Genomic DNA, 25,498 nt, shown 5'->3' on the forward strand with positions numbered 1-25,498 from the left:
CCATGCGCCGCAGTATCCGAGAAGCAATCGTCGGCTTCTCCCTGTTAGCCGCAATCAGCAGTGCCGTAGGGCTTTCCTTCTGGTTACGCGGCATCTCCCTGAGCCGGCAAAACTGGAGCGTCAAAGCCAGCTTTGCCGAAGCCTCTGGCCTGGCAGAGCGCTCACCTGTGACCTATCGAGGGGTTTTGGTTGGCAGCGTACGGCGCGTAACCGTGACACCCCAGGCGGTGGTTGCCGAGCTGGAAATCAACCATGCCGATCTGAATCTGGCGCAGCCAACCAGGGCGGAAATCGGCGAAGCCTCCTTACTTGGGGGTGAAGCCGAAGTCGCGCTGATCAGCAGCGGTCCGCCCTTGCCGCCAGGCTCTGCCAACCCACGCTCCAAGGCCTGCAACAAGGCCGTAGCCATCTGCAATGGCGCCACCATCGAGGGAATTCAGGGGCCAAGTCTCACCAGCGTGACCACCTTGATGCACAAGATGCTGGTTGAAACAGACCAGATGCAACTGCTCAGCAAGGTCTCAACCGCCGCCAGCAGCTTCGATCGCACCGCCAAGGACACATCCAATTTCATGAAGGACGGCCAAGCACTGGCAAAAGAACTCGAATCAACGGTGAGGGCAGCCCAACCAACGATCACAAATCTCAACAGCAGCAGCGCCCACCTGAACCGGGTGATCGCCGCCCTAGACAATCCAAAAACCCTGCAGGATCTGCAGGCCACCGTCAGCAACGCCGAGCAGCTCACGGCAAAGTGGAATGCGGTCGGCGGTGATGTAACCAAGCTCACGGATGATCCCCTCTTCATGGACGGCATCCGCAGCGTGGCTGTAGGCCTGGGCAAGTTTTTTGACGAGCTTTACCCGACAGCTAAAACCCGTTGATCGCCTCCATTGCGATGGCAGCAATGGCCTGATCGCTGGCCTTAGGCAGCTGCACATACTTGCCACCAGCCGCCTGGGCTAGGTCCTTACCCATGCCGCTGCCAATGAACTTGCGCTCTGTATCTATCACCAGCAACTTGATCCCGAGAGCCCGGTATTTGCTCGCCACCTGCTTCACCTCCTCCTTGAGGTCCACCGGCTCCTCCCCCTCCAGCTGGGGCTGACCCAGGGAGCGGCTGAGGGGCACGTTGCCGCGGCCATCGGTGATCGCCACCACCACCACCTGGCCCAGATCGCCCGTGGCCAGGGCGTTAGCCCCCACGCGGGCGGCCTGGGAGAGCCCGTGGGCCAGGGGTGACCCACCGCCGCAGGGCATGGATTCCAGGCGCCGGCGCGCAGCGGTGATCGAGCGGGTGGGGGGCAGCAGCACCTCGGCCTGCTCGCCGCGGAAAGGAATCAGGGCGACTTCGTCGCGATTTTCGTAGGCCTCGGTGAGCAAGCGGATCACGGCCCCCTTAGCGCTCTGCATGCGGTTGAGAGCCATCGAGCCGCTGGCATCCACCAGGAAGATCACCAGGGCACCGGCCTTGCGCTGCAGCTGCTTAGCGCGCAGGTCACCGTCTTCCACGATCACCTTGCGATGGGGCTCCCGTTCGCGGCGTGATTTCTGGTAAGGCGCTGCGGCCCGAAGGGTCGCATCGACAGCAATGCGCTTCACCGGGCCGCGGGGCAGCATCGGCTTCACGTAACGGCCGCGAGAATCGCTGAGTACCACAGCCCGGCTGCCACTGCCGCCGCTCTTGGCCTTGGCCGAGGCGAACAGCAGCAGGTCAGGGTCGATGGCGACGGCCTCCGGATCCAGCAGAAACTCCTCAGGCACCTGGGGCGGGGCCTGCTCTTCGGGACTGTCGTCCTCCTGGTCGTCTTCGTTGTCGTTGTCGTCCGAGTCCTCCTCCGGCTCCTGCTCGTTCTCGGGCGGCTCGGGCTCCTCCGGCGGCTGCTCCCCCTGCGGCGGCGGTGGTGGCGGCGGCTCCAGAGGCTGGTCGGGATCGGGGGGCGGCATTTGCAGGGCACGAGGTGCAATCACCAGGCGCACTGCCACTTGAAGGTCGTCGGCCTCGACTCGATCGCGGCCGCTAAGGGCTGCATGGGCCCGGGCCACCCGCACGGCATAGAGCTCGCTGCGATGGCCCTCGACCCCACCCCGCAACGCCTCATTCACCAGATAAACGATCTGTTCGCGGGCAATCTGCACATCCGGTAGCCACTGCCGCGCCAGCAGCAGCTGGGTGGCCAGGGCATCGGTTTCCTCCTGCCAACGCGCACCAAAGTCGGTGCTGGATTCGGCCTGATCCATCGCCGAGCGGGTGATTTCAACCCGCTGCTCAAGCTCCAGCACCTGATTGGCACTTAGGCAGATGGCGAAGCGATCGAGCAGGTGATCGCGCACCGGTCCCTCCTCAGGATTGAAGGTGGCGATCAGCAGGCAGCGACAGGGGTGGCTGAGGCTGAGGCCCTCCCGCTCGATCCGGTTTTCGCCACTGCCTACGGCCGCCAACAACAGGTTGGTGACGTTGTCGTCGAGCAGGTTGAACTCATCGATGTAGAGCACACCCCGGTGGGCCTCGGCCAGCAGCCCTGGCTGAAAAACAGCCTGGCCACTGGTGAGCGAAGCCGTCACATCGACCGAGCCCACCAGCCTGTCTTCTGTGATGCCCAACGGCACCTGCACAAAGGGCGCCGGCACCACTGCGGTAGGCAACAGGGCGCTGGGGTCGGCGCCGCTGGGGTCGGCGCCGAGCTCGGTCAGCCGGGCGCAGGTGGCGACATCCCAGTCGTCGGGGCGCTGGGGGTCGATGTTGGGGGTCTGGCCGCCGACATTGAGCACATCGATCGGTGGCAGCAGGGCATGGAGGCCGCGGGCCAGCACGGATTTGCCGGTGCCCCGACCACCGGCGATCACCACCCCGCCCAGGCCCGGATCCACCGCTGCCAGCAGCAGGGCCAGCTTCAAGGTGCCGTGGCCGGTGATGGCGGCGAGGGGAAAGGCCCTGCTGGCAACTCCGCTTGCAACCATGGGAGGGCCAGGACTCGATTCACGTGCCAGCCAGTCTCGCTGATCAGCCCAGAGGCAGTGAAGCGGCAACCCTGGCCATCGCCCTAGGCGCCAACCTGCCCAGCCACTGCGGCAGCCCGATCGCCACCCTGATCGCCGTGCGGCCCCTGCTCGAAGCATGCCTGCGGAAGTGGGGCCAGGGCCTCAGCTCGGAGCCCACCGCCTTGCGCTGGTCTCCACTGTTTGAGACCGAACCGGTGGGCGGCCCCCCAGGCCAGCCGCCCTATATCAATGCGGTCCTAGTGGTGGACGGCCTGGTGGCAGGGCTGGGAGCTGATGGGGCAAGGGCAGCAGCCGGCGAAGCCCTACTGGAGCAATTGCAGGCGCTGGAGCAAGAGTTCGGCCGGGAGCGCCAAGCGCGCTGGACCCCCCGCAGCCTCGACCTCGACCTGCTCTGGTGGGGGGATCTGAACTGTCACACCCCCCGCCTCCAGTTGCCCCACCCGCTCTGGCGGCAGCGAGACTTTGTGCTGGCGCCGCTGGCTGCCCTGGCAGGCCTGGCCCCAGAACCTGGGTGCGCGGTGATAGCGCTGGCTGGCAGACCCGGCTGGCCCGAGCAGCTGGGGTAGCCCTGCGCGATGCTGGCCCCACCGACCCGCGACAAGCCCAGCCATGGCGCCCCTCCCCGCTCCTGAGCCCTCGCGGCACCTGGAAACCACCGCGGTGCTCGATGCCCGCAAGATCCGCTTTGAGGTCAACCGCGTCGAGCTGCCGATGGGCGTGGTGGGCACTTTTGGCTTGATCCGCCACCCCGGCGCCTCCCTGGCCGTGCCGGTGCTCGCGGACGGCCGAATTGTGGTGCTGCGCCAATACCGCTTCGCCGTGGCCACCCGGCTGCTGGAATTTCCGGCCGGCACCCTCGATGAGGGTGAAGATCCCCTCAGCACCATGCAGCGGGAGCTGCAGGAGGAGGCCGGCTACAGCGCCAGCCGCTGGGATCCGCTGGGGGCAATGCTGCCCTGCCCGGGCTACTCCGACGAGGTGATCCACCTGTTTCTGGCCCGCGAGCTGACGCCCCTTGCCCAGCCCCCCGCCGGCGACGACGACGAGGATCTGGAGGTGCTGCTGATGGAGCCCGGCGAACTAGACGCGGCCCTGGCCAGCGGCGACGAGTACCTCGATGGCAAGAGCGTCACTGGCTGGCTGCGGGCCAAGCAACTGCTTGGCCTCTGAGAGGTGTAATCCGTTGGGAGCGATCTGATGACTCCACCCCGCTGGCTTTTCTGGCATCGCCGCGACCTGCGCCTGAGCGACAACCGGGGCCTAGCGGCGGCCGCCGCCGCCACTCCAGCGGTGACGGGGGTGTTCGTGCTGGATCCCGCCATCCTGTCGGAGCCCAGCATGGCCCCGGCGCGGCTGTGGTTTCTGTCTGAGAGCCTGCGGGAGCTGCAGCAGGCCTGGCAGCAGGCCGGCAGCCGGCTGGTGATCCTGAGCGGCGACCCCGCCGAGCTACTGCCCCGCCTGGCTACCGCCCTAGGCGCTGAGGTGGTGGCCTGGAACCGGGACGTGGAACCCTTCGGGCGCGAGCGCGATCGGCGGGTGGCGCGGGCGCTGCAGGCGGAGGGGCGCAAGGTGCTGGCCGATTGGGACCAGCTACTGGTGGCGCCGGAGGCCATCAAAACCGGCGCCGGCGAGCCCTACCGGGTCTACGGGCCCTACTGGCGCAGTTGGCGCCGCTGGGTGGAGGAGGCGAGGGCTGCCGGCACAGCAACCTCGGGTGGCCTGGATCCCCTGCCGGCGCCGAGCGCCCTGATGGATTGCGATTCCGCCCAGCTCAGCGGGCTGCCACTGGTGAGCCCCGAACTGGAGCACGGCTTCTCCGGCGCCGAGCTCTGCCCCTGTCGCCCTGGCGAAAAGGCGGCCCTGCAGCAACTGGCAGCCTTCTGCGACGGCGCTGGCCGCGCCATCCCCCTGCTGGGCTACGAACCAGGGCGCAACCTGCCCGCTGAGGCGGGCACCTCAGGACTCAGCGCCGCCCTCAAGTTCGGCACGCTCAGCCCGCGCCAGGCCTGGGCCGCCGCCCAGCTGGCCCTGCAGCTGGCCCGCAGCGACGAGGAGCGCCACTCCATCCAGGTGTGGGAGCAGGAGCTGGCCTGGCGCGAGTTCTACCAGCAGGCCCTATTCCACTTCCCGGAGCTGGCGGATGGGCCCTACCGGCCCCAGTGGCGCGCCTTCCCCTGGGAAAACGACCAGGGCTGGTTTGAGGCCTGGCGAGACGGTCTCACCGGCATGCCGATCATCGATGCGGCCATGCGCCAGCTCAACACCAGCGGCTGGATGCACAACCGCTGCCGCATGATAGTGGCCTCTTTTTTGGTGAAAGACCTGATCTGCGACTGGCGCTGGGGCGAAGCGGCCTTCATGGCCCGGCTGGTGGATGGCGACCTGGCCGCCAACAACGGCGGCTGGCAGTGGAGCGCCAGCAGCGGCATGGACCCCAAACCGCTGCGCATCTTCAACCCGGCCACCCAGGCCTCCAAATTCGATGCCGATGGCACTTACATCCGCACCTGGCTGCCGGAGCTGCGGCACGTGGCCACCCGCGACCTGATCAGTGGGGAGATAGCCCCGCTGGAGCGCCGAGGCTACCCGGCACCTCTGGTGAACCACAAGATCCAGCAGGCCCGCTTCAAGGCGCTTTACGCCACTATCAAGGGCTGAGCCACTACAGAGCGCAGCACCTCAACCACCCGCTGCTGCTGCTCGCTACTGAGCTCTGGAAAGATCGGCAGGCTTAACACTTCGGTGCAGAGCCGCTCGGTCACCGGCAGCGATCCGGGCCCGTAGCCCAGCTCGTCGTAGGCCGGCTGGCGGTGGATCGGGATTGGGTAGTAGATAATCGTGCTGACACCGGCCTCCTGGAGCTGCTGCTTGAGCCAGTCACGGCAGCAAGCCTCCGGCAAGCCAAAGCTGGCGCTATCGGCAGCCGGCGTACAGGAGACACCGGCAGCAGCGCAGGCTTGGGCAGCAGCGCAGCGGGGCACGCGCAGCACGAACTGATTCCAGCTGTGGCCTTCCGGGCCAGGCTCAGGCAAGGCCACTGAGGGCAACCCGGCCAGATGTTCGCGGTAGTTCTTGGCAATGGCGCTACGGCACTCCAGCCAGCGAGGCAGGTGGGGGAGCTTGACGTTGAGCACCGCCGCCTGCATAGCGTCGAGGCGACTGTTGTATCCAAGAGCTGTGTGGAGATAACGGCGGGGCATGCCGTGGACCGCCAGCTCCCGGATGGTTTGGGCCAGCTCGCCATCCCGGCAGGTGATAGCTCCGCCATCGCCAGCGGCACCAAGATTTTTGGTGGGGAAAAAGCTGAAACAACCCACATCCCCCCAGCTGCCCACAGGCCGGCCGGCCCAGCTGGCGCCGGTGGCCTGAGCGCAGTCTTCAACCACCTTGAGGTCGTGGCGCTCGGCGATGGCGCACAGCCGCGCCATATCTACAGGACGACCGAACAGATGCACAGGCAGCAACGCCCGAGTGGCAGGGGTAATGGCTGCCTCCAGCTGATCCAGGTCGATCAGGTAACTGCTCTCTTCGACATCGACAAACACCGGCTTAGCGCCCACGGCGCTGATCGCTTCAGCGGTGGCAAAGAAACTGAAGGAAGCGGTGATCACCTCATCGCCAGGGCCGACCCCAAGGCCACGCAAAGCCAAAATCAACGCATCTGTGCCGCTGTTGCAGCTGATGGCGTAAGGGACGCGACAGGCCTCAGCAAAATCCTGCTCAAAGCGAGCAATCGTGGCGCCACCGATGTATTGACCGCTACGCAACACCTCAAGAACAGCCTGATCTAGTGCTGTTCCCAGCCCTTGGATCTGCTCGCTGAGGCTGAACGGAGGCACTTGCATGGATAGCAACTTACGTCTCCCAGTCGTACGCCTTGGTGGCCGGATGCCAGTTGATGGTGCAGCCGGGTAATGGCCAAGCCATGATCAGCCCCAACCGCCATGGGAGATCAGTAGTGATCCCAGCACGGAAACAACTTGCCTTGGCCAGCACGCTTGCCAGCCTGATCGGCACCGCCTTACTGGGCGCCTGTGTGCCGGCCCACCGTCACCCCAGCTGGGCGATTTATCCCCTGCAGCGGCGCATGCCCCACGACGGCCTGGCCGTGGTCAGCCAGCCCGACGGCTATGGCCTGCACATCTGGATCGATACCGACACCCGCCAGAGCGGCAGCTGCAAGCCCCGTTGGAATGTTGATGCAGCTCGGCTGTTCAACGGCAACGGCACGGCACCATTTAGTTCGGGGCTAGCGCCGCGGCAGGAGTTTTTCATTGCAGTGGCGCGGGCCGACGTACGCCGAGCCCTGCGCAGCCAGAGCGAAGCCCTCTGCCGAGAGCGGGCGCCCCGCAGCCCCTTCACCTGGCTGGAGCCACCCCGCAACGCCACCGAATTCAAGCCGGAGGCCTATCCGCTGCTGGAGGAAGCCGACCTGCTCAGCGATCCCAACGCCGTGCTGGAGCAGGAGGAGCGCCTGCTCCAGCACGAGCCCACAGCACCGGCTCCGCCTGGCGCCAATAGCGACTGAAGCGACGCAAATCCGCCGATGCGGACAGTGCCACGAAGGCTTCGGGCTGCAGCACTTCCAGCGGCAGCTCAGCCCCAATCTGCTCCCGCAGCGCGCTGAAACGCGGATCAACAGCCTGGCTGGTAGATATGCCATCGGCCCCATAGCGCTGGGCAAAGGCCAGTAGCTCCTCGACCACATCACCGTGGCGCAGGGTCACCGGCAGCTCCAGCAGGCACTCATACAAAAAACCTAGACGCTGCAGGCTGAGCTGCTGACGGGCGATTACTTCGCGGTCGAAAACAAACACCGCTGGCGCCCCCGGATGGGCTAACAGCGCCGGGTTGGTAGGAGCCAGGGCCTCAGCGTGAATCCAAACGATCGGATTAAGCATTAGTGAGGCCCTCGCGGGGAGGGCACAGCCTTAAACAACCGGCTGTGCAGCTCGTCATAGCTGGCATCAAAGGGGCAACCCGCACCAGCCAGGGCGCAGTCGCAGCAAAAGCGACTGCTACTAAAGCGCTCTAGGTTTTCCCGGTTGAACAGGTAGGGCTTGCTGCTGAAGCTGCTGGCCACCCACTGCCAGCTGAGGTTGTTGCTGGCCGGGTCGCCATCAAGCAAATACCGCAAAAACCAGCGGGCACCGGCCTGCCAGCGCACCCGGCGCCAGTGCACCACATAACTGGCCAGCCACATGCGGGCGTGGTTGTGCAGCCAGCCGGTGGCCTCTAGCTCCTGCACGAAACCATCCATGCAGGCCAGTCCAGTGCGGGCCTCCAGCAGGTCGACAGGCAGCGCGGCGGCGTAGCTCTCAGGGGGATGACCGGTCTTGAGCGGCTCGCGGTCGTCCCAGATGCCATCGCCCAGCTGACGCCAGAGCCGTTGCCAATAATCACGCCAACCCAGCTCATTGATTAATTTTTGAGCCGCTGCCGGCGGCTGCTTGCTCCGCTCCAGCCAGGTAAATACAGCCTCACGCACCTCCGCCAGGCTGAGCACGCCGTGGCGGATGTAGGGCGAGAGCAGCGTCACGGCTCCCCCTAGATGGTTGCGGCTGCGGCCATAGGCCAGCGGATCGATGGCGGCCAGCGCCGTTTCAGCGGCCCGGCGCCCACCCTGGATCGGGCTCAACCCACCAGGGGCCTGGGGAAACAGCTGGCGCAGGGTCGCCTCCATCTCATTGCGATTGGCGAACTGCCGTGGCAGATCGTCGGGTGGGAGAGAATCGCCCAATCGCATCATTACGGCTTCTGGCCACTGCATCCATGCTCCTCGATCTGCGCGGCAAAAAAGCCCTGGTCACCGGCATCGCCAACAACAAGTCGATCGCCTGGGGCATAGCCCAGCAGCTGCATGCGGCCGGTGCCGAGCTGGGTGTCACCTATCTACCCGATGAGAAGGGCCGCTTCGAGGGCAAGGTGCGCGAGCTAACCGCACCTCTGGCTCCCAGCCTGTTCGAACCCCTCAACGTGCAGGACCAAGCCCAAATCGAAGCCGTGTTCGAGCGCGTTCAGGAGCAGTGGGGCTCGATCGACGTGCTGGTGCACTGCCTCGCCTTCGCCGGCAAAGAGGAGTTGATCGGCAACTACAGCGCAATCAGCCCCGAGGGCTTTGCTCGGGCTCTGGAGGTGAGCGCTTACTCCCTGGCGCCTCTGTGCCGCTTCGCCAAACCCCTTTTCAACCCAGGCGGCAGTGTGATCACCCTCAGCTACCTGGGCGCCGAGCGGGCCATCCCCAACTACAACGTGATGGGGGTGGCTAAAGCGGCCCTGGAGGCCTCGGTCCGCTACTTAGCAGCCGAGCTAGGCCCAGAAAAACAGGTGCGGGTGAACGCCATCAGCGCCGGCCCGATCCGCACCCTGGCCAGCAGCGCCATCGGCGGCATCCTCGACATGATCCACAACGTGGAAGCCAAAGCCCCCCTGCAGCGCACCGTCACCCAGGAGGAGGTAGGCAGCACCGCGGCCTTCCTGGCCAGTCCACTCAGCTCAGGCATCACCGGCCAGGTGCTCTACGTGGATGCCGGCTACTGCATCACGGGGATGTGAGGGGATGCAGCGTGCGTCGGGTCGCCATGGGGTTTTGCGCCTGCTGGCCCGTGCCGGCAGCGGTGACCTTGTTCAGTCGACGGTGGTGTGGCTGTTTGCCTGGCTGATGTTTCTGCGACTGGGTCTGCCTCAGCATCACATCTGCTCTGCGATCAACCGCGACCTGCTGGGGCCGGCCCCTCCCCTGGCCCAGCTGCCCCAACCCAGCTCTGCCACGGTCTGGACCTGAGCCAAGGGCAACAGGCTTCGGCATGATCAGAGCAGACAGAATCGGCGCCTTGTAGCGCTCTTAGCACCCATGCCTCCAGGCCTTGAGCGAGTTGGCACCATCCATCGCGTCACCGGTGAGACCGACGTACGCGTCACCCTTGGGCTTGATGGCAGCGGCCACTGCCAGGTGAACACCGGCGTTGCCTTCCTAGACCACATGCTCCACCAGATCAGCAGCCACGGCCTGATCGACCTGGAGATCCAGGCCAAGGGCGACATCCACATCGACGACCACCACACCAACGAAGACGTGGGTATTGCCGTGGGCCAGGCCCTAGCCCAGGCCCTAGGCGACAGGCGCGGCATCCAACGCTTCGGCCACTTTGTGGCGCCACTAGATGAAGCCTTAGTGCAGGTGGCGCTCGATTGCAGCGGCCGGCCCCACCTCAGCTACGGGCTGACAATTCCGGCCCAGAAGATCGGCAGCTACGACACCGAACTGGTGAAGGAGTTCTTCGTGGCCGTAGCCAACAACTCCAGCCTCACCCTGCACATCCGCCAGCTGGACGGAGTCAACTCACACCACATCGTCGAGGCCTGCTTCAAGGCCTTTGCCCGCGCCCTGCGCCTAGCGGTGGAAATGGATCCGCGCCGCGCTGGAGCCGTGCCAAGCAGCAAGGGTGTGCTGGCTTAGCCCTGATTAGGCTCCCGCGACCACAAAAACAGCCCCAGCCGCTCCGCATCCGCCATCGTTTGCTCCGCATCAAGGAGCAGGGCACTGCGAGCTTCCCAGGCGATCCCCGCCAGTCCTGCTGCCGCGGCCTTGGCCACGGTGGTGGGACCGATGCCGGGCAGATCCATGCGCCGGTCTTGGTTGAGCTTGGGGGCCTTGTAAAGCACCCCGGAACGACAGGATTCGGGCCGATCCATACGAGTGGCAGCTACCCACTCGAGCATGGCGTCAGTGCCCGGCAAAGCCTCGGTTGCCAGGCATAGCCCCTTGGCCACCACAGCACCTTGACCCACATCTACCTGGGAAATGGCCTCCACGATGTAGGCGGCGCGCTCCACATCGGCCCGATCAAGGTCGCTGGGCACGGTGCTGGCATACAGGCCCGGCTCCGGCAGCAAATTAGGTGCCACATCTTCAATGCCAACCACCCGCAGACCGTGCTCTTCGATGATCTGGGCTAAGGCCCGCAGCGAGGCGTCATCGCCGCTGCGCAGCGAAGCCAGAATGCGTGGCGCCGCCATCAAGGTGGAGCCCTCAAAGCGCAGCAGGTTGAGCGAACGCGGCCGCACAAACTTGCCCACCATCACGATCTGCTGAATGCCGCGCTGCTGCAGCGACTTGATGAAGGCGATCGAGCGCTCAAAAAAGAATTCCTCCGCCCCCACCACCTCAACCTCCAGGCCGTGGGGGTAGCAGGCGATATGGGGCCGCCCCGCACGGGTAAGAGCTTCAGAGAGCATCCGAGGCAACACTCCTTCACCAGCAATGATCGCGACGGTCGGATCACCCATCAGGGCCGAAACTGCTCCGCGGATTGTTATGCAGTCAGTCAAAGGCCCTACACCCTGGCCTGGCCCCCATCGGTGGACAGGTCCTGTGGCGTCATGGCCCCGAAAGGCCCTCACTCAGGGCCTCGAGCAAGGCTTCAGGAGTGAGCCGCTGGTTGGGCTGCTCACCGCTGGCGCGTAGATCCTTGAGGCCCACCACGCCATCGGCCACCTCCTGCTCGCCGATCACCGCCGCATAGCGGGCCCCGGAGCGGTCAGCCCGCTTGAACTGCTTGCCGAAGGCCGACCCACTGGCATCCCGCTCCACCGCCAGACCCACCAGCCTGCATCGCCGAGCCAAAGACAGTCCCATTGCAGCCGCGGCCTCGCCGCGACTCACCACATAAAGATCCAGGCCAGGCTCAGAAGCAACGTCCTCCCCCTGGCTAAGCAGCAACACCAGTCGCTCCATGCCCAAGGCCCAGCCGATCGCCGGCGTGGCCGGCCCGCCCAGCTGCTGCACCAGGCCGTCGTAGCGACCGCCACCGCACACCGTGGCCTGGGCCCCCAGCTGGCTACTGGTGATCTCAAAGGCGGTGTGGCTGTAGTAATCGAGGCCCCGGACCAGCCGAGGGTTCAGAACAAAAGGAATCCCCAGAGCAGTGAGGGCCTGCTGCACCGCGGCGAAGCGGGCCTGGCTGTCGTCGCTGAGGGCTGAGGCCAAGCTGGGAGCATCCGCCAGCAGCTCCTGAGTGCCGGGATGCTTGGAATCGAGCACCCGCAAGGGATTGCTAGCGATGCGGGCCTGGGAATCGGCATCGAGCTGATCGCGCCGCTGCTCCAGCCAGGCCAGCAGCATCTCCCGGTAGCGGGCCCGGTCTTCGCTACTGCCCAAGGAGTTGAGCTCAAGCGCCAACCCCTGCACGCCCAGCGCAGCCAGCAGGTCCCAGGCGATGGCGATCGCTTCGACGTCGCTGTAGGCATCGGCAAAGCCAAGCAGCTCTACACCGATCTGATGAAACTGGCGCTGGCGGCCTGCCTGGGGGCGCTCGTAGCGAAACATCGGACCGCCATACCAAAGCCGCTGGGGCCCCTGGCTCAGCAGGCCCTGCTGTATCGCCGCACGCACCACCGAGGCCGTGCCCTCGGGGCGCAGGGTGCAGCTGCGCTCACCCCTATCCAGGAAGGTGTACATCTCTTTACCCACTACGTCGGTCGCCTCGCCGATACCGCGGGCAAATAGCTCGGTGACCTCCAACAAAGGGGTGCGGATCTCAGCGATGGCGGCACAACGAAAGTGCTCCCGGGCCGTGGCCTCCAAGTGCTGCCACCGGCCGATCTGCTCGGGTAGCAGGTCGACCATGCCACGCAGGCTCTGCAGCGACGCCAAACCAAAAGCAGCAAGTTGGTTGAGTCTGCCTGCCAGAGCTCAGGCGTAACTGGCTTGATACCAACGGGCGAAATGTTCAACCCCCACCTCGATCGGGGTGGAAGGGCTGAAGCCCACCCAGGCCTCGAGCAAGCTCGTGTCGGCGGCGGTCGCCTCTACATCGCCAGGCTGCATGGGCTGCAGATCGCGGATCGCTTCGCGACCTAAAGCCTGCTCAAGCAGGTTGATAAAATACATTAATTCCACCGGCTCGCTGTTGCCGATGTTGAATAGCCGGTGGGGCGCCCAACTGGTGGCGGGGTCAGGGGCCGAGGTGTCAAAACTAGGGTCGGCAGTGGCCGGCTTGTCGGCGCAGGCGATCACCCCAGTCACGATGTCGTCGATATAGGTGAAATCACGTCGCATGTGGCCGTAGTTAAACACCCGAATCGCTTCCCCCGCCAGGATCGCTTTAGCAAACAGCATCGGCGCCATGTCGGGCCGGCCCCAGGGGCCGTAAACGGTAAAAAAGCGGAGACCCGTGGCCGCTAGCCCATAAAGATGGCTGTAGGTGTGGGCCATCAATTCGTTGGCCTTCTTGGTGGCCGCGTACAGGCTCACCGGATGGTTCACCGGCTGATGCTCGGCAAACGGCAAATTCGTGTTGCCGCCATACACCGAGCTGCTGGTGGCGTATACGAGATGTTCAACGCCGTTATGCCGGCAGCCTTCAAGGATTGAGCCAAAACCCGCCAAGTTGCTCTGCAGGTAAGCCCCTGGATTCTCTAGGGAATAACGCACCCCTGCCTGGGCGGCCAGATGGATCACCAGCCGGGGACGCTCGCGAGCGAAGAGCTCCGCCATCGCTGATGCATCTTCTAGGTCTAGGCGCTGGAAGCTCCAAGCAGCAGCTGGCGCAGTGGCCTTGATCCGGGCCAGTCGGGCCTGCTTCAAGGCGGGATCATAATAGGTGTTGAGGTTATCGATCCCCAGCACCCGCTCACCACGGGCCAAAAGCCTCTCACACACAGCCGCACCTATGAAGCCGGCCGCGCCGGTCACCAGTACGGGACGACTCACTGGGCCAAAGGCTCCCGAACGTAGGTGATGGTGGGCTCCAGCCGAATCGGCTCGGTAACGTCGTAGCGGATCAGTTCAAAGCATGGGAATCAGATCCATTGGGCGATGTTGGTTTTGCGTCCAATGAAATAACAGGATCGCTCACCAGCTTCAACGGGTCTCGGCAGATCCGTTTCACCGGTGATTCAGCCTCACAGCCAAGTCCTAGTAAGCCACCACCTCCGCCAAGCCGTAGTGACGCCACAAGTGCACCAAGTTCAAGATGTCCTGTTGAAAGTAGCTGCCTGCGCCAATGGCTTTGGCTACATCACGCCCATCAGCGCCTGTTGCCCCACATAACGCCGCCATGCTGTTGCTCAGGCTGATCCGCTCAGCCAGGAAGACATTGGCCGTGAGCTTGGAGGGCTCGCTGCTCCAGCGGTTGGTGCGCAGGATCTCTTCCGGCGCTACCCACTGGCCGTAGATGCCGGCCTTGGCAACAGCCCACCACCGCCATGTTGGGCAATCCCTTGGAACTCCCATAGCCAAAACGAGAGACTATTCCTTAAGCACGAATTACCACCATGGCCCAGCTGTTGATCACAGGAGGCGCTGGCTTCATCGGCAGCCACAGCTGTCTGGTGCTGCTGGAGGCGGGCCACAACTTGGTGGTGCTCGACAACTTCGACAACAGCTCACCCGAGAGCCTGAAGCGCGTGCTCGAACTCGCCGGCCCCTCCGCAGCCGGCCGGCTGCGGGTGGTGGAGGGCGATATTCGCTCCGCTGCAGATCTGGAGCGGGCCTTCGAGGCGGCCCCGGCCGGCCAGCCAATCACAGCCGTGGTCCACTTCGCCGGCCTCAAGGCGGTGGGTGAATCAGTGCGCGAGCCGCTGCGTTACTGGGACGTGAATCTCTGTGGCTCGCGCCAGCTGCTGGAGGCAATGCAGGCCCATGGCTGCCGCAGCCTGGTGTTCAGCAGCAGCTGCACGGTTTACGGCCTTCCCAAACAAACACCGATCAGTGAATCTGCCGCCATCCAGCCGATCAACCCCTACGGCCATAGCAAGGCGGCAGTGGAGCGGCTGCTGGCCGATCTGGCGGCCAGCGAAGCGGGCTGGCGCATCGCCCGGCTGCGCTACTTCAATCCGGTGGGAGCCCACCCCAGTGGCCGCATCGGCGAGGACCCCAGGGGCATCCCCAACAACCTGTTCCCCTTTGTGAGCCAGGTGGCGGTGGGGCGTCGCGACTGCCTGCAGGTATTCGGCGGCGACTGGCCAACCCCCGATGGCAGCGGCATCCGCGACTACATCCATGTAATGGACCTCGCTGAGGGGCACCGGGCCGCCCTGGATGTGCTGCTGGCGGAACCACCCCAGCTGCTCAGCCTCAACCTGGGCAGCGGCCAGGGCCACTCGGTGCTGGAGGTGGTGAGGGCGTTCGAGCTGGCCAGTAGCCGTTCAGTTCCGTACACCGTTGTGGCAAGGCGAGACGGAGACGCGGCCAGCACCGTGGCCGATCCACGCCTGGCTGCTACACGACTCGGCTGGCGCACCCGCCGCTCCCTGGAGGAGATGTGCCTCGACGGCTGGACCTGGCAGCAGGCCAATCCCGAGGGTTATGGCAGCTGAAGCAAGGCTGGTGCTCGCCGGTGGCGGCCACAGCCACGCCCTGGTGCTGCGCATGTGGGCCATGGGACGGCAGCGGCCAGCCGCCTGGATCACCCTGGTGAGCCGCCACAGCACCGCCCTCTACTCGGGCATGGTGCCGGGGCTGGTCGCCGGTCTTTATCAGCCAGCCGCCTGCGCCATCGACCTGCGCCGCCTTTGCCTGCTGGCGGGGGTGACCTTTGTTCAAGCAGAGATCACGGCGATTGATCCCGAGGGTCGGGAGCTGGCACTGGCGGGGCGGCCCAACCTGCGCTGGGACTGGCTCAGCCTCGATGTGGGCGCAGAAACCGGCGCCCCAACCCATGCGGCCATGGCGGTAAAGCCCCTTGAGCCCTTCTTGCAATGGTGCCGCCAGCCCAAATCAGGCAGCGTCCGCATCCGGGGTGGCGGAGCCGCAGCCGTAGAGGTGGCCCTGGCCCTGCGGGCGAGGGGCCAGCAGCCCAAGCTGCTGCTGCGCGGCACCCAGCTGAATCTGGGCTCAAAGGCAGCCAACCATTTAGGGGAGCAGCTACTGGAAAGCGCTGGCATTGCCATCGAAGCCAACTGCCTGGATGAATCCGCCACCGACCTGGCCTGCACAGGCAGCCGCGGACCCCGCTGGCTCGCCGCCTCAGGCCTGGCCTGCAACAGCGAGGGACGCCTGCTCACCGAGGCCAGCCTGCAGGTATGGCAGCAGCCAAGGCTGTTCGCCAGCGGCGACTGCGGCGTGATCGCCAGCAGGCCCAGGCCCGCCTCCGGTGTCTGGGCTGTGCGCTGCGCCCAAACCCTGGCCCACAACCTGACGGCAGTGGTGGCGGGCCGCCAGCTGCGGCCCTGGCGGCCCCAGCGCTGGGCGCTGCAGCTGCTGGGCGACGGCAACAACACCAGACCCCAAGCGGTGGCCTTCTGGGGTCCATGGGCCCTGGGCCCCAGCCCGCTGCTTTGGCGCTGGAAGCAGGCCGTGGATCGGCGCTTCATGGCCGGCTTCAGCGAGCTGAAGGCCATGGGCCCAGACGGGGGCGCAGCGATGGCCTGCCGGGGCTGCGCCGCCAAATTGGCCGCCAGCCCCCTGCAAGACGCCCTGGCACGCAATGGCCTCGGCGGCGGCACCCCGGGCAGCGCCGAGGATGCCGCGGTGATCGCCCAGACAGGCGATGGGTCCCTGCTGCTGCAGAGCGTCGATGGCTTTCCGGCGCTGGTGGCCGACGCCTGGCTCAATGCCCGGCTCACCACCCTGCATGCCTGCAGTGATATTTGGGCCAGTGGCGCCCAGGTGGAAAGCCTGCAAGCGGTGGTCACCCTGCCTGAGCTGGCTCCCGCCCTGCAGGCAGACCTGCTCAGCGACACCCTGGCCGGCATCCAATCGGTGCTGCAGCCGCTCGGAGCCCGCTTGATCGGCGGCCACACCCTGGAGGCCCGCGACAGCCGATCCAGCCCGGCCAACCCCGCAGGCCTGAGCTTGGTGCTGAGCGTGAACGGCAGGGCACCCGCTGGGCGGCACTGGGGCAAGGGGCCCTTGCGCAGCGGCGATGGGCTGTTGCTGTGCCGGCCCATCGGCACGGGGGTGCTGTTTGCCGCGGCCATGGCTGGAGCGGCCCAGCCCCAATGGATAGATGCCGCGCTAGCCCAAATGCAGCAGTGCCAGGCAAACCTGGTGGAGCTACTGAGCCGCCGCGGCTGCCGGGCCTGCACCGACGTGACCGGCTTCGGGCTGTTGGGCCATCTGGGCGAAATGCTGGCCGCCAGCCCAGCAAACTGCCGCGTGACGCTGGCGGCAGCTGATATCCCGGCCCTGCCCGGGGCCTTAGCCCTGCTGGGCGCAGGCTGGGCCAGCAGCCTGGCCCCTTCTAATGCCAGCGCCCTGGCCCTACTGGGGGAGCGGATTGAGCTCCAGGGGCAAGCCGATGCAGCTCATCAAGCCCTGCTGCTTGATCCCCAGACCTGCGGCCCCCTGCTGGCAGCGATTCCAGGCGACCAGCTGGCAGAGGCCCTGAGCGATCTTCAGCAAGCCGGCTTTGGCGAAGCCGCTGTGATCGGCCAAGTGCACACCTAAACGGAGGCACGCCGAACCGCCAGCGACAATGGCTTATCTGCGAGACCGGCTTCTTGTCTGCCCTCACCCGCTGCCTGGAGGAAGAAGCTGCTGCCATTGCCGCAGCAGCCCAGCGCCTCAGCAACGACCAGGTGGAGGCCGCTCTGGAGCTGCTAGAGGGGTGCCGCCAACGCCGAGCCAAACTTGTGCTTACCGGCGTGGGCAAGAGCGGCATCGTTGCCCGCAAAATCGCTGCCACCTTCTCCTCCATCGGCCTTACGGCCGTATTTCTCAATCCGGTCGATGCCCTGCACGGCGATCTCGGCATCGTCGCTGCCGACGACGTCGCCCTGCTGCTCTCCAACAGTGGAGAAACCGAAGAGTTGCTGGCGATCCTGCCCCACCTGCGCCGCCGCGGCACGGCCCTGATCGCCCTGGTGGGGCGCCTGGAGTCCAGCCTGGCTAGGGGGTGCGACGTGGTGCTGGATAGCTCGGTGGATCGGGAGGTTTGCCCGCTGAACCTGGCTCCCACCGCCAGCACGGCGGTAGCCATGGCGATTGGCGACGCCCTGGCGGCAGTGTGGATGGAGCGGGCAGGCATATCGCCCGAAGACTTCGCCATCAACCATCCAGCCGGCTCCCTGGGCCGCCAGCTCACCCTCACCGTGGCCGATCTGATGGTGCCGGCAACAGACCTGGACGGCCTCTCCCCCGAGGCACCCCTGGCTGAGGTGATTGGGCGGCTCACCGAAGGCAGCAACGGCAAAGGCAGTCTTGGGGCCGCCTGGGTGCGGGCCAGCACAAACTCCGAACTGATGGCCGGGCTGATCACGGACGGAGACCTGCGCCGCACCCTGCAGCACCATGCCCCCGAGTCGTGGGCTGGCCTCCGCGCCGGCTCCATGGCCACCGCGAACCCGATCACGGTGACGCCAGAGGTGCTCGCTGTAGAAGCTCTGAAACTGATGGAACGCAATCCCCACCAGGCAATTTCAGTGCTGCCAGTTGTGGAGCCCGCCCAGCCTCGCCTGTTGCTGGGCCTGCTGCGGCTCCACGATCTAGTGCAGGCTGGGTTTACCACCAGCACCACCGCGGAGCGCCCATGACGGCCATCCCCTTCACCTTGATCGCCGGGCCCTGCGTAATCGAAAGCCGCGATTTGGTGCTGCAGATCGCTGAGCAGGTGAGCACGATCTGCGAGCGGGTCGGCATCCGCTACATCTTCAAAGCCAGCTTCGACAAGGCCAACCGCAGCTCCGGCAAGTCGTTTCGCGGCCCGGGCCCCGATGAGGGACTGAAGATCCTCCAGGAGGTGGGCCAGGGCTTCGGGGTGCCCGTGCTCACCGACATCCACGAGAGCTGTCAGGCGGCGGCGGCGGCCCAAGCCGTGGATGTGCTGCAAATCCCAGCCTTTCTCTGCCGTCAGACCGACCTACTAGAAGCCGCCGCCAAGGCCGTGGCTGGCACCAGCAAGGTGGTGAACGTCAAAAAGGGACAGTTCCTGGCGCCCTGGGACATGGCCCAGGTGGTGAACAAAATGCAGGAGTGCGGGCTGGATCCCGCCAGCGGCCGCCTTTGGCTCACCGAACGAGGCACCAGTTTTGGCTACAACACCCTCGTAGTCGATTACCGCAGCTTCCCCCAGCTCCAAGCCCTGGGTTGCCCGGTGATCTTCGATGCCACCCACGCCGTGCAGCAGCCCGGCGGCCGTGGCAGCAGCACCGGCGGGCAGCGGGAGTTTGTGGCACCACTTGCCAGAGCTGCCGTCGCCGTGGGGGTGGATGGTTTGTTCATGGAGACCCATCCAGACCCCGACAATGCCCTTAGCGACGGGCCCAACATGGTGCCGCTGCACCGGCTGGAAGCGCTGCTCAGCCAGCTGCTGGCCCTGCGTCAAGTGGTGGCCGCCGGTGTGGCCCCTAGCAGCCTGTGATCGGCCAGCTGCTGCAACGAACCCTGCTGCGGCGCCGGAATCTTGCAGCGATCGAGCTGCTGGTTTGTGACGTTGACGGCGTGCTCACCGATGGCGGCTTGCACTACGACGAGCAGGGCCAGGTGGTGAAGCGCTTCGACGTGCGCGACGGCCTGGCGATCCGGATGCTGCAACGAGCGGGCATTGAAGTGGCCTTTCTCAGCGGCGGGCGTAGCGGCGCCATCGAGCAGCGGGCCCGGCATCTGCACGTCAATCACTGTCTGGTGGGGGTCGGCGACAAGCTCAGCGCCCTACGCCAGCTCCAAGCCAGCCTGCAGCTTGAGCGCCAGCAAACCGCCTTCATCGGCGACGACCTCAACGACTTAACAGTGCGACCGGCTACGGGTCTGCTGATCTGCCCCGCCGACGGCACCCGCGGCCTGCGCCGCCAGGCCGACTGGGTGCTGCGCCGCCGGGGGGGGGATGGGGCCGTGCGTGAACTAGCTGAAGCCCTGCTGCAGCAGCGGGGGCTGTTGCAAAGCCTCAACCGCGAGGGCTGGCGAGAAGGCAACGCCTAGACGCCGGCCAGGGCCCGGGCCTGCTCCAGCTGCTCCAGGGTATCCACCGAGAGGCAGTCCTGCGCCACCTCGTAGGTGAGCAGGGGAATACCGGCGTCGATAAGCCGCAGCTGCTCCAACTTCTCCAGGTCTTCGAGCCGGGAATGGGGCAGGGCCGCCCAGCCAGCCAACACGTCGGCCCGATAGCCATAGAGGCCCACATGACCCCAATAAGTGGTGTGCTGGGCCCACTGCTCCGGGGGCACCCCGCGCAAATGGGGCAGGGCACTGCGGGAGAAGGTGATGGCGCGGCCGTCGCGGGCCCGCAGCACCTTCACCACATTTGGATCGTGCAACTTGTCAGCTGTGAGGCGATAAACGGGCGTGAGCACCGGCGGCCGCTGCAGCTGGGCAAACTCAGCCGCCATCGCATCGATGATCGCCGGATCCAGCAGCGGCTGGTCGCCCTGCACATTGACCACCAGGGTTTGGTCAAAATCAGAGGCCGCACCCCCCGCAGCGGCCACCAGCTCCGCCACCACGCTGGCCAGGCGTTCACTGCCGGAGCTGCAATCGGGCGAGGTCATCAGCACCGGAAAGCCCCAGCCTTCGGCAAAAGAGCGAACCTGGTCGCTGTCTGTGCACACCACCACGGCCGCCACACCCTGGGCCTGCCGGCAACGCTCCAACACATGCTGGAGCATGGGCTTACCAGCGATATCGGCGAGCAGCTTGCCCGGCAGCCGCGCCGATTCCAGCCGGGCCGGTACGGCCACCACGACTCGGGGAGCAGACATCAGATCAGTCATGTCGCCACGCTAACGAGGGGTCTGCGGCGCTCAGATCCGCTCCAAGCGCAGCCGCTCGGCCCGCAGCTGCCGCAGCCGCTGGCCCAACTCGGGGCCTTGCCTCATGCCAGCTGCCAGCAGGTCAGCGGCGGTGAGCTCGGCCTTGACCTGGCGCCAGCGCAGCAGCCAGCGCAGCAGGGGCCGGCGCGGGCCGCTGCTGCAGGCCAGGGCCAGGGCCACCGCTTCTGGACTGCAGCCAGAAGCCTCCAGCAGGGCGCACCAGTGCTCCGGCAGCGCCGCAGAGCCCTCCTGCTGCGGCTCCCCCAGCCGGCGCCGCAACTCCAACCATTGCGCCAGTAGGCGGTGCTGGCGGTGGGGCAACTGCAGCCGCGCCGCCAGGGCGAGGGGTTGGCGCGCTCCTGCCACCAGGGCCACCAGCAGCGGCAACCCCAGCCGAGCAGCCCAGCGCAGCCGCCGCGGCCACTGCCTATCCGCCTGCAGCGCCGGATCAAGCAGCGCCAGAGCGCCCCAGCGCTGCAGGGCCCCCAGAGCCGCCGGCCAGGGCTCGCGCTCCAGCAGCAACTCCAGCTCCATCCGCAGGCGCGTGCCCAGGGCTGACGGCGCCTCAGCCGGCGGATCACCCTGCCGCCAAGGCCAAGGCCACTGGACCAACGTGGCTGCGGCCTGGTCGGCGCTGGCCCCCTCAAGCTCCAGCCCCAGCCGCGCCGCATAGCGAGCACCGCGCACCAGCCGGGTGGGATCGTCGCGAACGCTGCCGTGATGCAAAAAACGCAGCTGGCGCAGCTCCAGATCCGCCTGGCCTCCATGGGGATCGAGCAGGGTGCCGCTGGCCAGATCCAAGGCCATGGCGTTGATGCTGAAATCACGCCTGGCCAGGTCATCGGCCAGAGAGCCGAAGCTCACCTGAGGATTTTCGGCTGGCACCGGGTAGGTCTCGCAGCGGGCGGTGGCCACATCCAGCAGCACCTGCTGGCCGTCCAAGTTGAGTTCGAGCTCAACGGTGCCGTATGCCCCGTGCTCCTGGCAGCGCTGCACCACAGCCTCACCGAGCTGGCCAGCCAGGTCCTTAACCAGCTCTGAAGCCCGGCCCTGCACCACCAGGTCCAGATCGGGCAGGCCACGCCAGGGATCGTTGTGCAGCCGGTGCAGCAACAAATCCCGCACCGCCCCACCGACCAATGCCACCGGCCCAACCCCTGCCCGGCTCAGGGCTTTCAGCAAGGGCGCTGGAATGCCGGGGATTTCCACCTAGAGCGGCTCGATCGGCGCCAGGCGCGGGTCAAGGATTTTGGGCCCCATCCCCTGAAATTTCACGGCAATCGACACCTTCTCACCACTGCCAAACAGGTGGGTCACCTGACCTTCGCCAAAGCTGCTGTGGCGCAGCCGGTCCCCCACCGCCCAGGTCTTGGCAGCCGCCCGGCGCCGCACCGCATTGGCGGGAGCACCGGCCGCACCGCCGCCAGCTACCTGGCGTGAATCCTCGCGATCCACGCGAGTGAGCCGCTCCAGGCGCTGCTCACGGCGAATGGAAGCTCCACCGCTATGGGGAATGTCCCCCTGGATCAGGGCGCTGGGCAGCTCCGAAAGAAACACCGAGGGCACCGCCGGCTCGCGCATGCCGCCCCACAGCCGCCGCTCACTGGCGTGGGAGAGGAACAGGCGCTCCTTGGCCCGGGTGATGCCCACATAACAGAGGCGCCGCTCCTCCTCCAGGGCCGAAGGATCCTCCAGGGAGCGGTAGCTGGGGAAGAGACCCTGCTCCATCCCCACCAGATACACCACCGGAAATTCCAAGCCCTTGCTGGCGTGCAGGGTCATCAGGGTGACCCGGTCCTGGTCAGTGTCCTTGCTGTCGGCATCGCTGGCCAGGGCAGCGGAGGCCAGGAAATCCTCCAGGGAGCCCTCCTCGTTTTCCTCCTGGTATTGGAGCGCAGCATTCACCAGTTCGTTGAGGTTGCGACGCCGGTCTTCGGCCTCATCGGTGCCGTCGGCGATCAGTTCGGCCACATAGCCGCTCTGCTCCATCACCCGCTGCACCAGTTCAGAAGGGGCGATGTCCTGGGCGCAGGCCTGCAGGCCGTTGATCAGCTCGCAAAACTGCAGCAACCCCTTGGCCGAGCGCCCGCCCAAAGAGCGCACCGCCTCGGCATCGCTCACCACGTCCCAGAGGGGAATGCCGAGCTGGCTTGAGGCGTCGGTGAGCCGTTCGATCGTGGTTTTGCCGATGCCGCGCTTGGGGGTGTTGAGCACCCGCAGCAGGCTGACGGTGTCGGCCGGGTTGATCAGCAGCCTGAGGTAGGCGAGCACATCCTTGATCTCGCGCCGGTCATAGAAGCGCAGGCCCCCCACCACGATGTAGGGAATCCCCCAGCGCACCAGCGACTCCTCCATCGCCCGCGACTGGGCATTGGTGCGATAGAGCACAGCCATGTCGCCCCAGCGCAGGTCTGGATGGGCGGCGTCCAGCATGCGCATGCGGTGCACCACCGCCTCGGCCTCGGCGATCTCGTCATCGCAGCGGGTGAGCGAGATCAATTCCCCCTCACCGCGGGTGGGGCGCAGCACCTTGTCGATCCGCTCGGAGTTGTGGGCGATCAGGGCGTTGGCCGCCTCCAGGATCGTGGCGGTGGAGCGGTAGTTCTCCTCCAGCTTCACCATCGTGGCGGTGGTCTCACTGGTGGCCCCGTCACCGAAGTCGTCCTGGAAACCCATCAGGATCGTGAAGTCCGCGGCGCGGAAGCTGTAGATGCTCTGGTCGGCATCGCCCACCACAAACACCGAACGGCCGACCCAGTCGTCGTAGTCGGAAGGCTCGCGACCGTTGGTCACCAGCAACTTGATCAGGTCGTACTGGGTGCGGTTGGTGTCCTGGTATTCATCCACCAGCACATGGCGAAAGCGCCGGTGCCAGTAGTCGCGGATCTGCTCGTTCTGGCGCAGCAGTTGCACGGGGAAGAGCAGCAGATCATCGAAATCGAGGGCATTGTTAGCGGCCAGGGCGCGCCGGTAGCGCCGGTAGGTCTCAGCCATCAACTTGCCCCGCTGGCCGCCGGCATCTGCCTCGAGCTGCTCGGGCATCCAGCCCTGGTTCTTGGCGTTGCTAATCGCCCAGCGCACCTTCTTGGGCTCGAAGCGCTTGGGATCGAGCTGGAGCTCCTGGACGACGATCTCCTTGATCAGGCTCTGGACGTCGTTCTCGTCATAGATGGAGAACTGGCGGGTCCAGCTGAGCCCTTCTGGATCCTTGAATTTATCGATGTCGAAGCGCAGCAGCCGGGCAAACAGGGCGTGGAAGGTGCCGATCCACAGCTCCTTGATCACATCCCGGTAGATGCGGCTGCGCAGCTGGCGCTGCTCCACCGCCGCCAGGGTGCTCCAGGGCTGGCCAAACTGGCTCTGGGCCAGCTTCTGGGCCAGCAGTAGCTCCAGCCGCTCCTTCATCTCGCGGGCCGCCTTGTTGGTGAAGGTGACGGCGAGCAGATGGGCCGGATCGGCGCCGTGGTGGCCGATCAGGTGGGCGATGCGGTGGGTGAGGGCCCGGGTCTTGCCGCTGCCAGCACCGGCCACCACCAGCAGGGGGCCGGTGTGGTGATCCACCGCCTTGCGCTGGGCGTCGTTGAGGCCGGCGAGAAATGCGCTCATTCCTGAGACCCTAGGCAAGGCGACGGGCCAACCTCTGCCGCCAGCGCTCCAAGCGCAGCTGGAGCAGGGAAGGGGGCCGCAGGGGCGGCTCACCGGCCTGCAGCCGATCGATGTGGATGTTGATCGCCTCCAGGGCCTGGCGCCAGCGCTGGCGCAGCCGCGGTTCACTGAGCTCATCAAGCAGCTCTTCCAAGCGGCGCGGCCCAGGCAGCCAGGCGGCTGGATCGGCCACCGCCGCAGCGATCCGCTCCCCGTCGGCGGCCAGGCTGCCCATACCGATCTGGTGGGCCAGGGCCCCGGGATTGAGGTTGTCAGCCAGGGCGTGATTGAGGCTGCTGAACAGCACGCAGCCACAGGCCAGGGCCTCGATCGGCGGCAAGCCGAACCCCTCGCTCACCCCACTGCAGCGCCAGTGGTCGGCGGAGTCGTAAACCACCACCTTGGCGCTGTTGAACAGCCCCACCAGATCCTCCACCCAGCCTTCCTGCACCAGCACCGTGAGCCCTCGGGCCCGCAGGGCTGGCACCAGCTGCTCCAGCACATAGGCGCTGGTCTTGCGCCGCTGGATCAGCACATCAATCGAGCGGCCGCCCGGCGCCGGCTCAGCCCCGAGGTTGTGGGGGCGATCACCGCGGGCGATCCAACTGGCCTCCAGGGCGTTGGGCACCAGAAACAGCGGATTGCGGCTGGCCCATTGGCCCCAGTAGCCCAGGGTGTTGCGGCTCACCGCCAGCACCGGCACCCCAGGTGGCAAGCGGAAGCCATAGCCGCTGCTATGGGCGTGATAAGCCACCGGCCGGCCCCGCAACGCCCGCAACTGGCGGGGCACATCAAAGCCCCAGCTCACGATCCACAGGGGGGCAGTAGCGGCGGGGCTGCCTAGGGGTTCAGCCCGGAGCAGATCACCCAAGTAGGGCAGTCCAGGCTCCCGCTGCCGATAGGTGACCAGTTCTGTTGGCACAAGTTCGGCCAGCAGCCGGGCCGTCTGCTGCTCCACCAGCAGGCCGCCGCAGCGGTAGCGACCGCTGGTGCCAGGCACCAAAAAGCGAAGGGGGCGCAAGACGCTCAGAGGCTGCGGCCCGCCAACTCTGGCTCAGGCAGCTGCCACTTCCGTGCTGCCCGAACGCTGACGGCGGGTAAGGAAGCCAAACAGCACCTTGCCAATGGCGGCGATCAGATTGCCTTCCAGTTCCTGGAACAT

General features: G+C 66.2%; 24 protein-coding genes and 2 pseudogenes. 13 read left to right on the forward strand and 13 right to left on the reverse strand.

Translation table 11 applies throughout. The features are described 5' to 3' along the window. The first annotated feature begins 2 nt into the window (after positions 1-2). Positions 3-884 (forward strand): MlaD family protein, encoded by an 882-nt coding sequence (locus tag AC01FP_RS05685; RefSeq protein WP_474478796.1) that lies wholly within the window; start codon positions 3-5, stop codon positions 882-884. On the opposite strand, the gene bchD is transcribed toward AC01FP_RS05685, so the two are convergent. Further along, entirely contained in the window at positions 871-2,961 is a 2,091-nt protein-coding gene (bchD, locus tag AC01FP_RS05690) for a magnesium chelatase ATPase subunit D (RefSeq protein ID WP_474478799.1), read from the reverse strand. The genes AC01FP_RS05685 and bchD overlap by 14 nt on opposite strands. Between bchD and folK the strand changes: the two genes are divergently transcribed. From folK to AC01FP_RS05705, 3 genes are read left to right on the forward strand one after another with little or no spacing between them, the layout of a single operon-like run. Continuing rightward, positions 2,952-3,569: a 2-amino-4-hydroxy-6-hydroxymethyldihydropteridine diphosphokinase gene (folK, locus tag AC01FP_RS05695; protein ID WP_474478802.1), complete on the forward strand. Its 618-nt coding sequence runs from the start codon at positions 2,952-2,954 to the stop codon at positions 3,567-3,569. The genes bchD and folK overlap by 10 nt on opposite strands. Positions 3,570-3,612: 43 nt before the next feature. Further along, the gene (locus AC01FP_RS05700) at positions 3,613-4,173 is read left to right on the forward strand and encodes an NUDIX domain-containing protein (RefSeq protein ID WP_474478804.1); all 561 of its coding nucleotides are present in this window, start codon (positions 3,613-3,615) and stop codon (positions 4,171-4,173) included. A gap of 27 nt (positions 4,174-4,200) precedes the next feature. Further along, positions 4,201-5,661 (forward strand): FAD-binding domain-containing protein, encoded by a 1,461-nt coding sequence (locus tag AC01FP_RS05705; RefSeq protein WP_474478807.1) that lies wholly within the window; start codon positions 4,201-4,203, stop codon positions 5,659-5,661. On the opposite strand, the gene AC01FP_RS05710 is transcribed toward AC01FP_RS05705, so the two are convergent. Then, positions 5,640-6,848 carry a DegT/DnrJ/EryC1/StrS family aminotransferase gene (locus tag AC01FP_RS05710; protein ID WP_474478810.1) on the reverse strand — a complete coding sequence of 403 codons (1,209 nt, stop codon included), beginning with the start codon at positions 6,846-6,848 and terminating at the stop codon, positions 5,640-5,642. The genes AC01FP_RS05705 and AC01FP_RS05710 overlap by 22 nt on opposite strands. A 140-nt stretch (positions 6,849-6,988) precedes the next feature. Between AC01FP_RS05710 and AC01FP_RS05715 the strand changes: the two genes are divergently transcribed. After that, positions 6,989-7,531, forward strand: coding sequence for a hypothetical protein (locus AC01FP_RS05715; protein WP_474478813.1), 543 nt, complete (start codon positions 6,989-6,991; stop codon positions 7,529-7,531). On the opposite strand, the gene AC01FP_RS05720 is transcribed toward AC01FP_RS05715, so the two are convergent. Further along, on the reverse strand, positions 7,440-7,904 hold the full coding sequence (locus AC01FP_RS05720) for a hypothetical protein (RefSeq protein WP_474478815.1): 465 nt from the start codon (positions 7,902-7,904) through the stop codon (positions 7,440-7,442). The genes AC01FP_RS05715 and AC01FP_RS05720 overlap by 92 nt on opposite strands. Further along, positions 7,904-8,749, reverse strand: a complete 846-nt coding sequence (locus AC01FP_RS05725; RefSeq protein ID WP_474478839.1) for an FAD-binding domain-containing protein — start codon at positions 8,747-8,749, stop codon at positions 7,904-7,906. The genes AC01FP_RS05720 and AC01FP_RS05725 overlap by 1 nt, the downstream gene beginning before the upstream one ends. A 26-nt stretch (positions 8,750-8,775) precedes the next feature. Here AC01FP_RS05725 and fabI point away from each other — a divergent pair, with 26 nt between their 5' ends. The 3 genes from fabI to hisB all read left to right on the forward strand — a co-directional run bounded on the left by fabI (position 8,776) and on the right by hisB (position 10,462). After that, positions 8,776-9,558 (forward strand): enoyl-ACP reductase FabI, encoded by a 783-nt coding sequence (fabI, locus tag AC01FP_RS05730; RefSeq protein WP_474478817.1) that lies wholly within the window; start codon positions 8,776-8,778, stop codon positions 9,556-9,558. Positions 9,559-9,562: 4 nt separating this feature from the next. Next, positions 9,563-9,787, forward strand: coding sequence for a hypothetical protein (locus AC01FP_RS05735; RefSeq protein WP_474478819.1), 225 nt, complete (start codon positions 9,563-9,565; stop codon positions 9,785-9,787). A 69-nt stretch (positions 9,788-9,856) separates the two neighbouring features. Next, entirely contained in the window at positions 9,857-10,462 is a 606-nt protein-coding gene (hisB, locus tag AC01FP_RS05740) for an imidazoleglycerol-phosphate dehydratase HisB (RefSeq protein WP_474478821.1), read from the forward strand. Here hisB and AC01FP_RS05745 read toward each other — a convergent pair. The 4 genes and pseudogenes from AC01FP_RS05745 to AC01FP_RS05760 form a co-directional block, all read right to left on the reverse strand. Further along, on the reverse strand, positions 10,459-11,292 hold the full coding sequence (locus AC01FP_RS05745; protein WP_474478823.1) for an LpxI family protein: 834 nt from the start codon (positions 11,290-11,292) through the stop codon (positions 10,459-10,461). The genes hisB and AC01FP_RS05745 overlap by 4 nt on opposite strands. Positions 11,293-11,383: 91 nt before the next feature. Further along, the gene (gene hisS, locus AC01FP_RS05750) at positions 11,384-12,658 is read right to left on the reverse strand and encodes a histidine--tRNA ligase (protein WP_474478825.1); all 1,275 of its coding nucleotides are present in this window, start codon (positions 12,656-12,658) and stop codon (positions 11,384-11,386) included. A 39-nt stretch (positions 12,659-12,697) separates the two neighbouring features. Beyond that, entirely contained in the window at positions 12,698-13,717 is a 1,020-nt protein-coding gene (locus tag AC01FP_RS05755; RefSeq protein ID WP_474478826.1) for an NAD-dependent epimerase, read from the reverse strand. A 207-nt stretch (positions 13,718-13,924) separates the two neighbouring features. Continuing rightward, positions 13,925-14,194, reverse strand: a pseudogene (locus AC01FP_RS05760) (nucleotide sugar dehydrogenase); the annotation flags it as partial. An 86-nt stretch (positions 14,195-14,280) separates the two neighbouring features. Between AC01FP_RS05760 and galE the strand changes: the two are divergent. The 5 genes from galE to AC01FP_RS05785 are packed head-to-tail and all read left to right on the forward strand — an operon-like array spanning position 14,281 to position 19,864. Then, positions 14,281-15,324, forward strand: a complete 1,044-nt coding sequence (galE, locus tag AC01FP_RS05765; protein ID WP_474478827.1) for a UDP-glucose 4-epimerase GalE — start codon at positions 14,281-14,283, stop codon at positions 15,322-15,324. Next, a complete protein-coding gene (gene selD / locus AC01FP_RS05770; protein WP_474478828.1) occupies positions 15,314-17,395 on the forward strand; it encodes a selenide, water dikinase SelD in 2,082 nt (693 codons plus the stop codon). The genes galE and selD overlap by 11 nt, the downstream gene beginning before the upstream one ends. A 53-nt stretch (positions 17,396-17,448) precedes the next feature. Then, positions 17,449-18,480 (forward strand): KpsF/GutQ family sugar-phosphate isomerase, encoded by a 1,032-nt coding sequence (locus tag AC01FP_RS05775; RefSeq protein ID WP_474478829.1) that lies wholly within the window; start codon positions 17,449-17,451, stop codon positions 18,478-18,480. Beyond that, positions 18,477-19,307, forward strand: coding sequence for a 3-deoxy-8-phosphooctulonate synthase (gene kdsA / locus AC01FP_RS05780; protein ID WP_474478830.1), 831 nt, complete (start codon positions 18,477-18,479; stop codon positions 19,305-19,307). Before AC01FP_RS05775 ends, kdsA begins: the two co-directional genes overlap by 4 nt. Beyond that, positions 19,304-19,864: a KdsC family phosphatase gene (locus tag AC01FP_RS05785; RefSeq protein ID WP_474478831.1), complete on the forward strand. Its 561-nt coding sequence runs from the start codon at positions 19,304-19,306 to the stop codon at positions 19,862-19,864. The genes kdsA and AC01FP_RS05785 overlap by 4 nt, the downstream gene beginning before the upstream one ends. Here the strand turns inward: AC01FP_RS05785 and kdsB are convergent. From kdsB to AC01FP_RS05810, 5 genes and pseudogenes are all read right to left on the reverse strand, one after another. Continuing rightward, entirely contained in the window at positions 19,861-20,640 is a 780-nt protein-coding gene (gene kdsB, locus AC01FP_RS05790; protein WP_474478841.1) for a 3-deoxy-manno-octulosonate cytidylyltransferase, read from the reverse strand. The genes AC01FP_RS05785 and kdsB overlap by 4 nt on opposite strands. 42 nt (positions 20,641-20,682) lie before the next feature. After that, positions 20,683-21,873 (reverse strand): tRNA nucleotidyltransferase/poly(A) polymerase family protein, encoded by a 1,191-nt coding sequence (locus AC01FP_RS05795; protein ID WP_474478832.1) that lies wholly within the window; start codon positions 21,871-21,873, stop codon positions 20,683-20,685. A 27-nt stretch (positions 21,874-21,900) separates the two neighbouring features. Next, complete coding sequence (locus tag AC01FP_RS05800) at positions 21,901-24,297, reverse strand: UvrD-helicase domain-containing protein (RefSeq protein ID WP_474478834.1); 2,397 nt, start codon at positions 24,295-24,297, stop codon at positions 21,901-21,903. A 10-nt stretch (positions 24,298-24,307) separates the two neighbouring features. After that, entirely contained in the window at positions 24,308-25,357 is a 1,050-nt protein-coding gene (locus tag AC01FP_RS05805) for a glycosyltransferase (RefSeq protein WP_474478835.1), read from the reverse strand. Positions 25,358-25,390: 33 nt separating this feature from the next. Next, positions 25,391-25,498, reverse strand: a pseudogene (locus AC01FP_RS05810) (biliverdin-producing heme oxygenase); the annotation flags it as partial.

This window comes from Cyanobium sp. NIVA-CYA 375, from assembly GCF_056108345.1.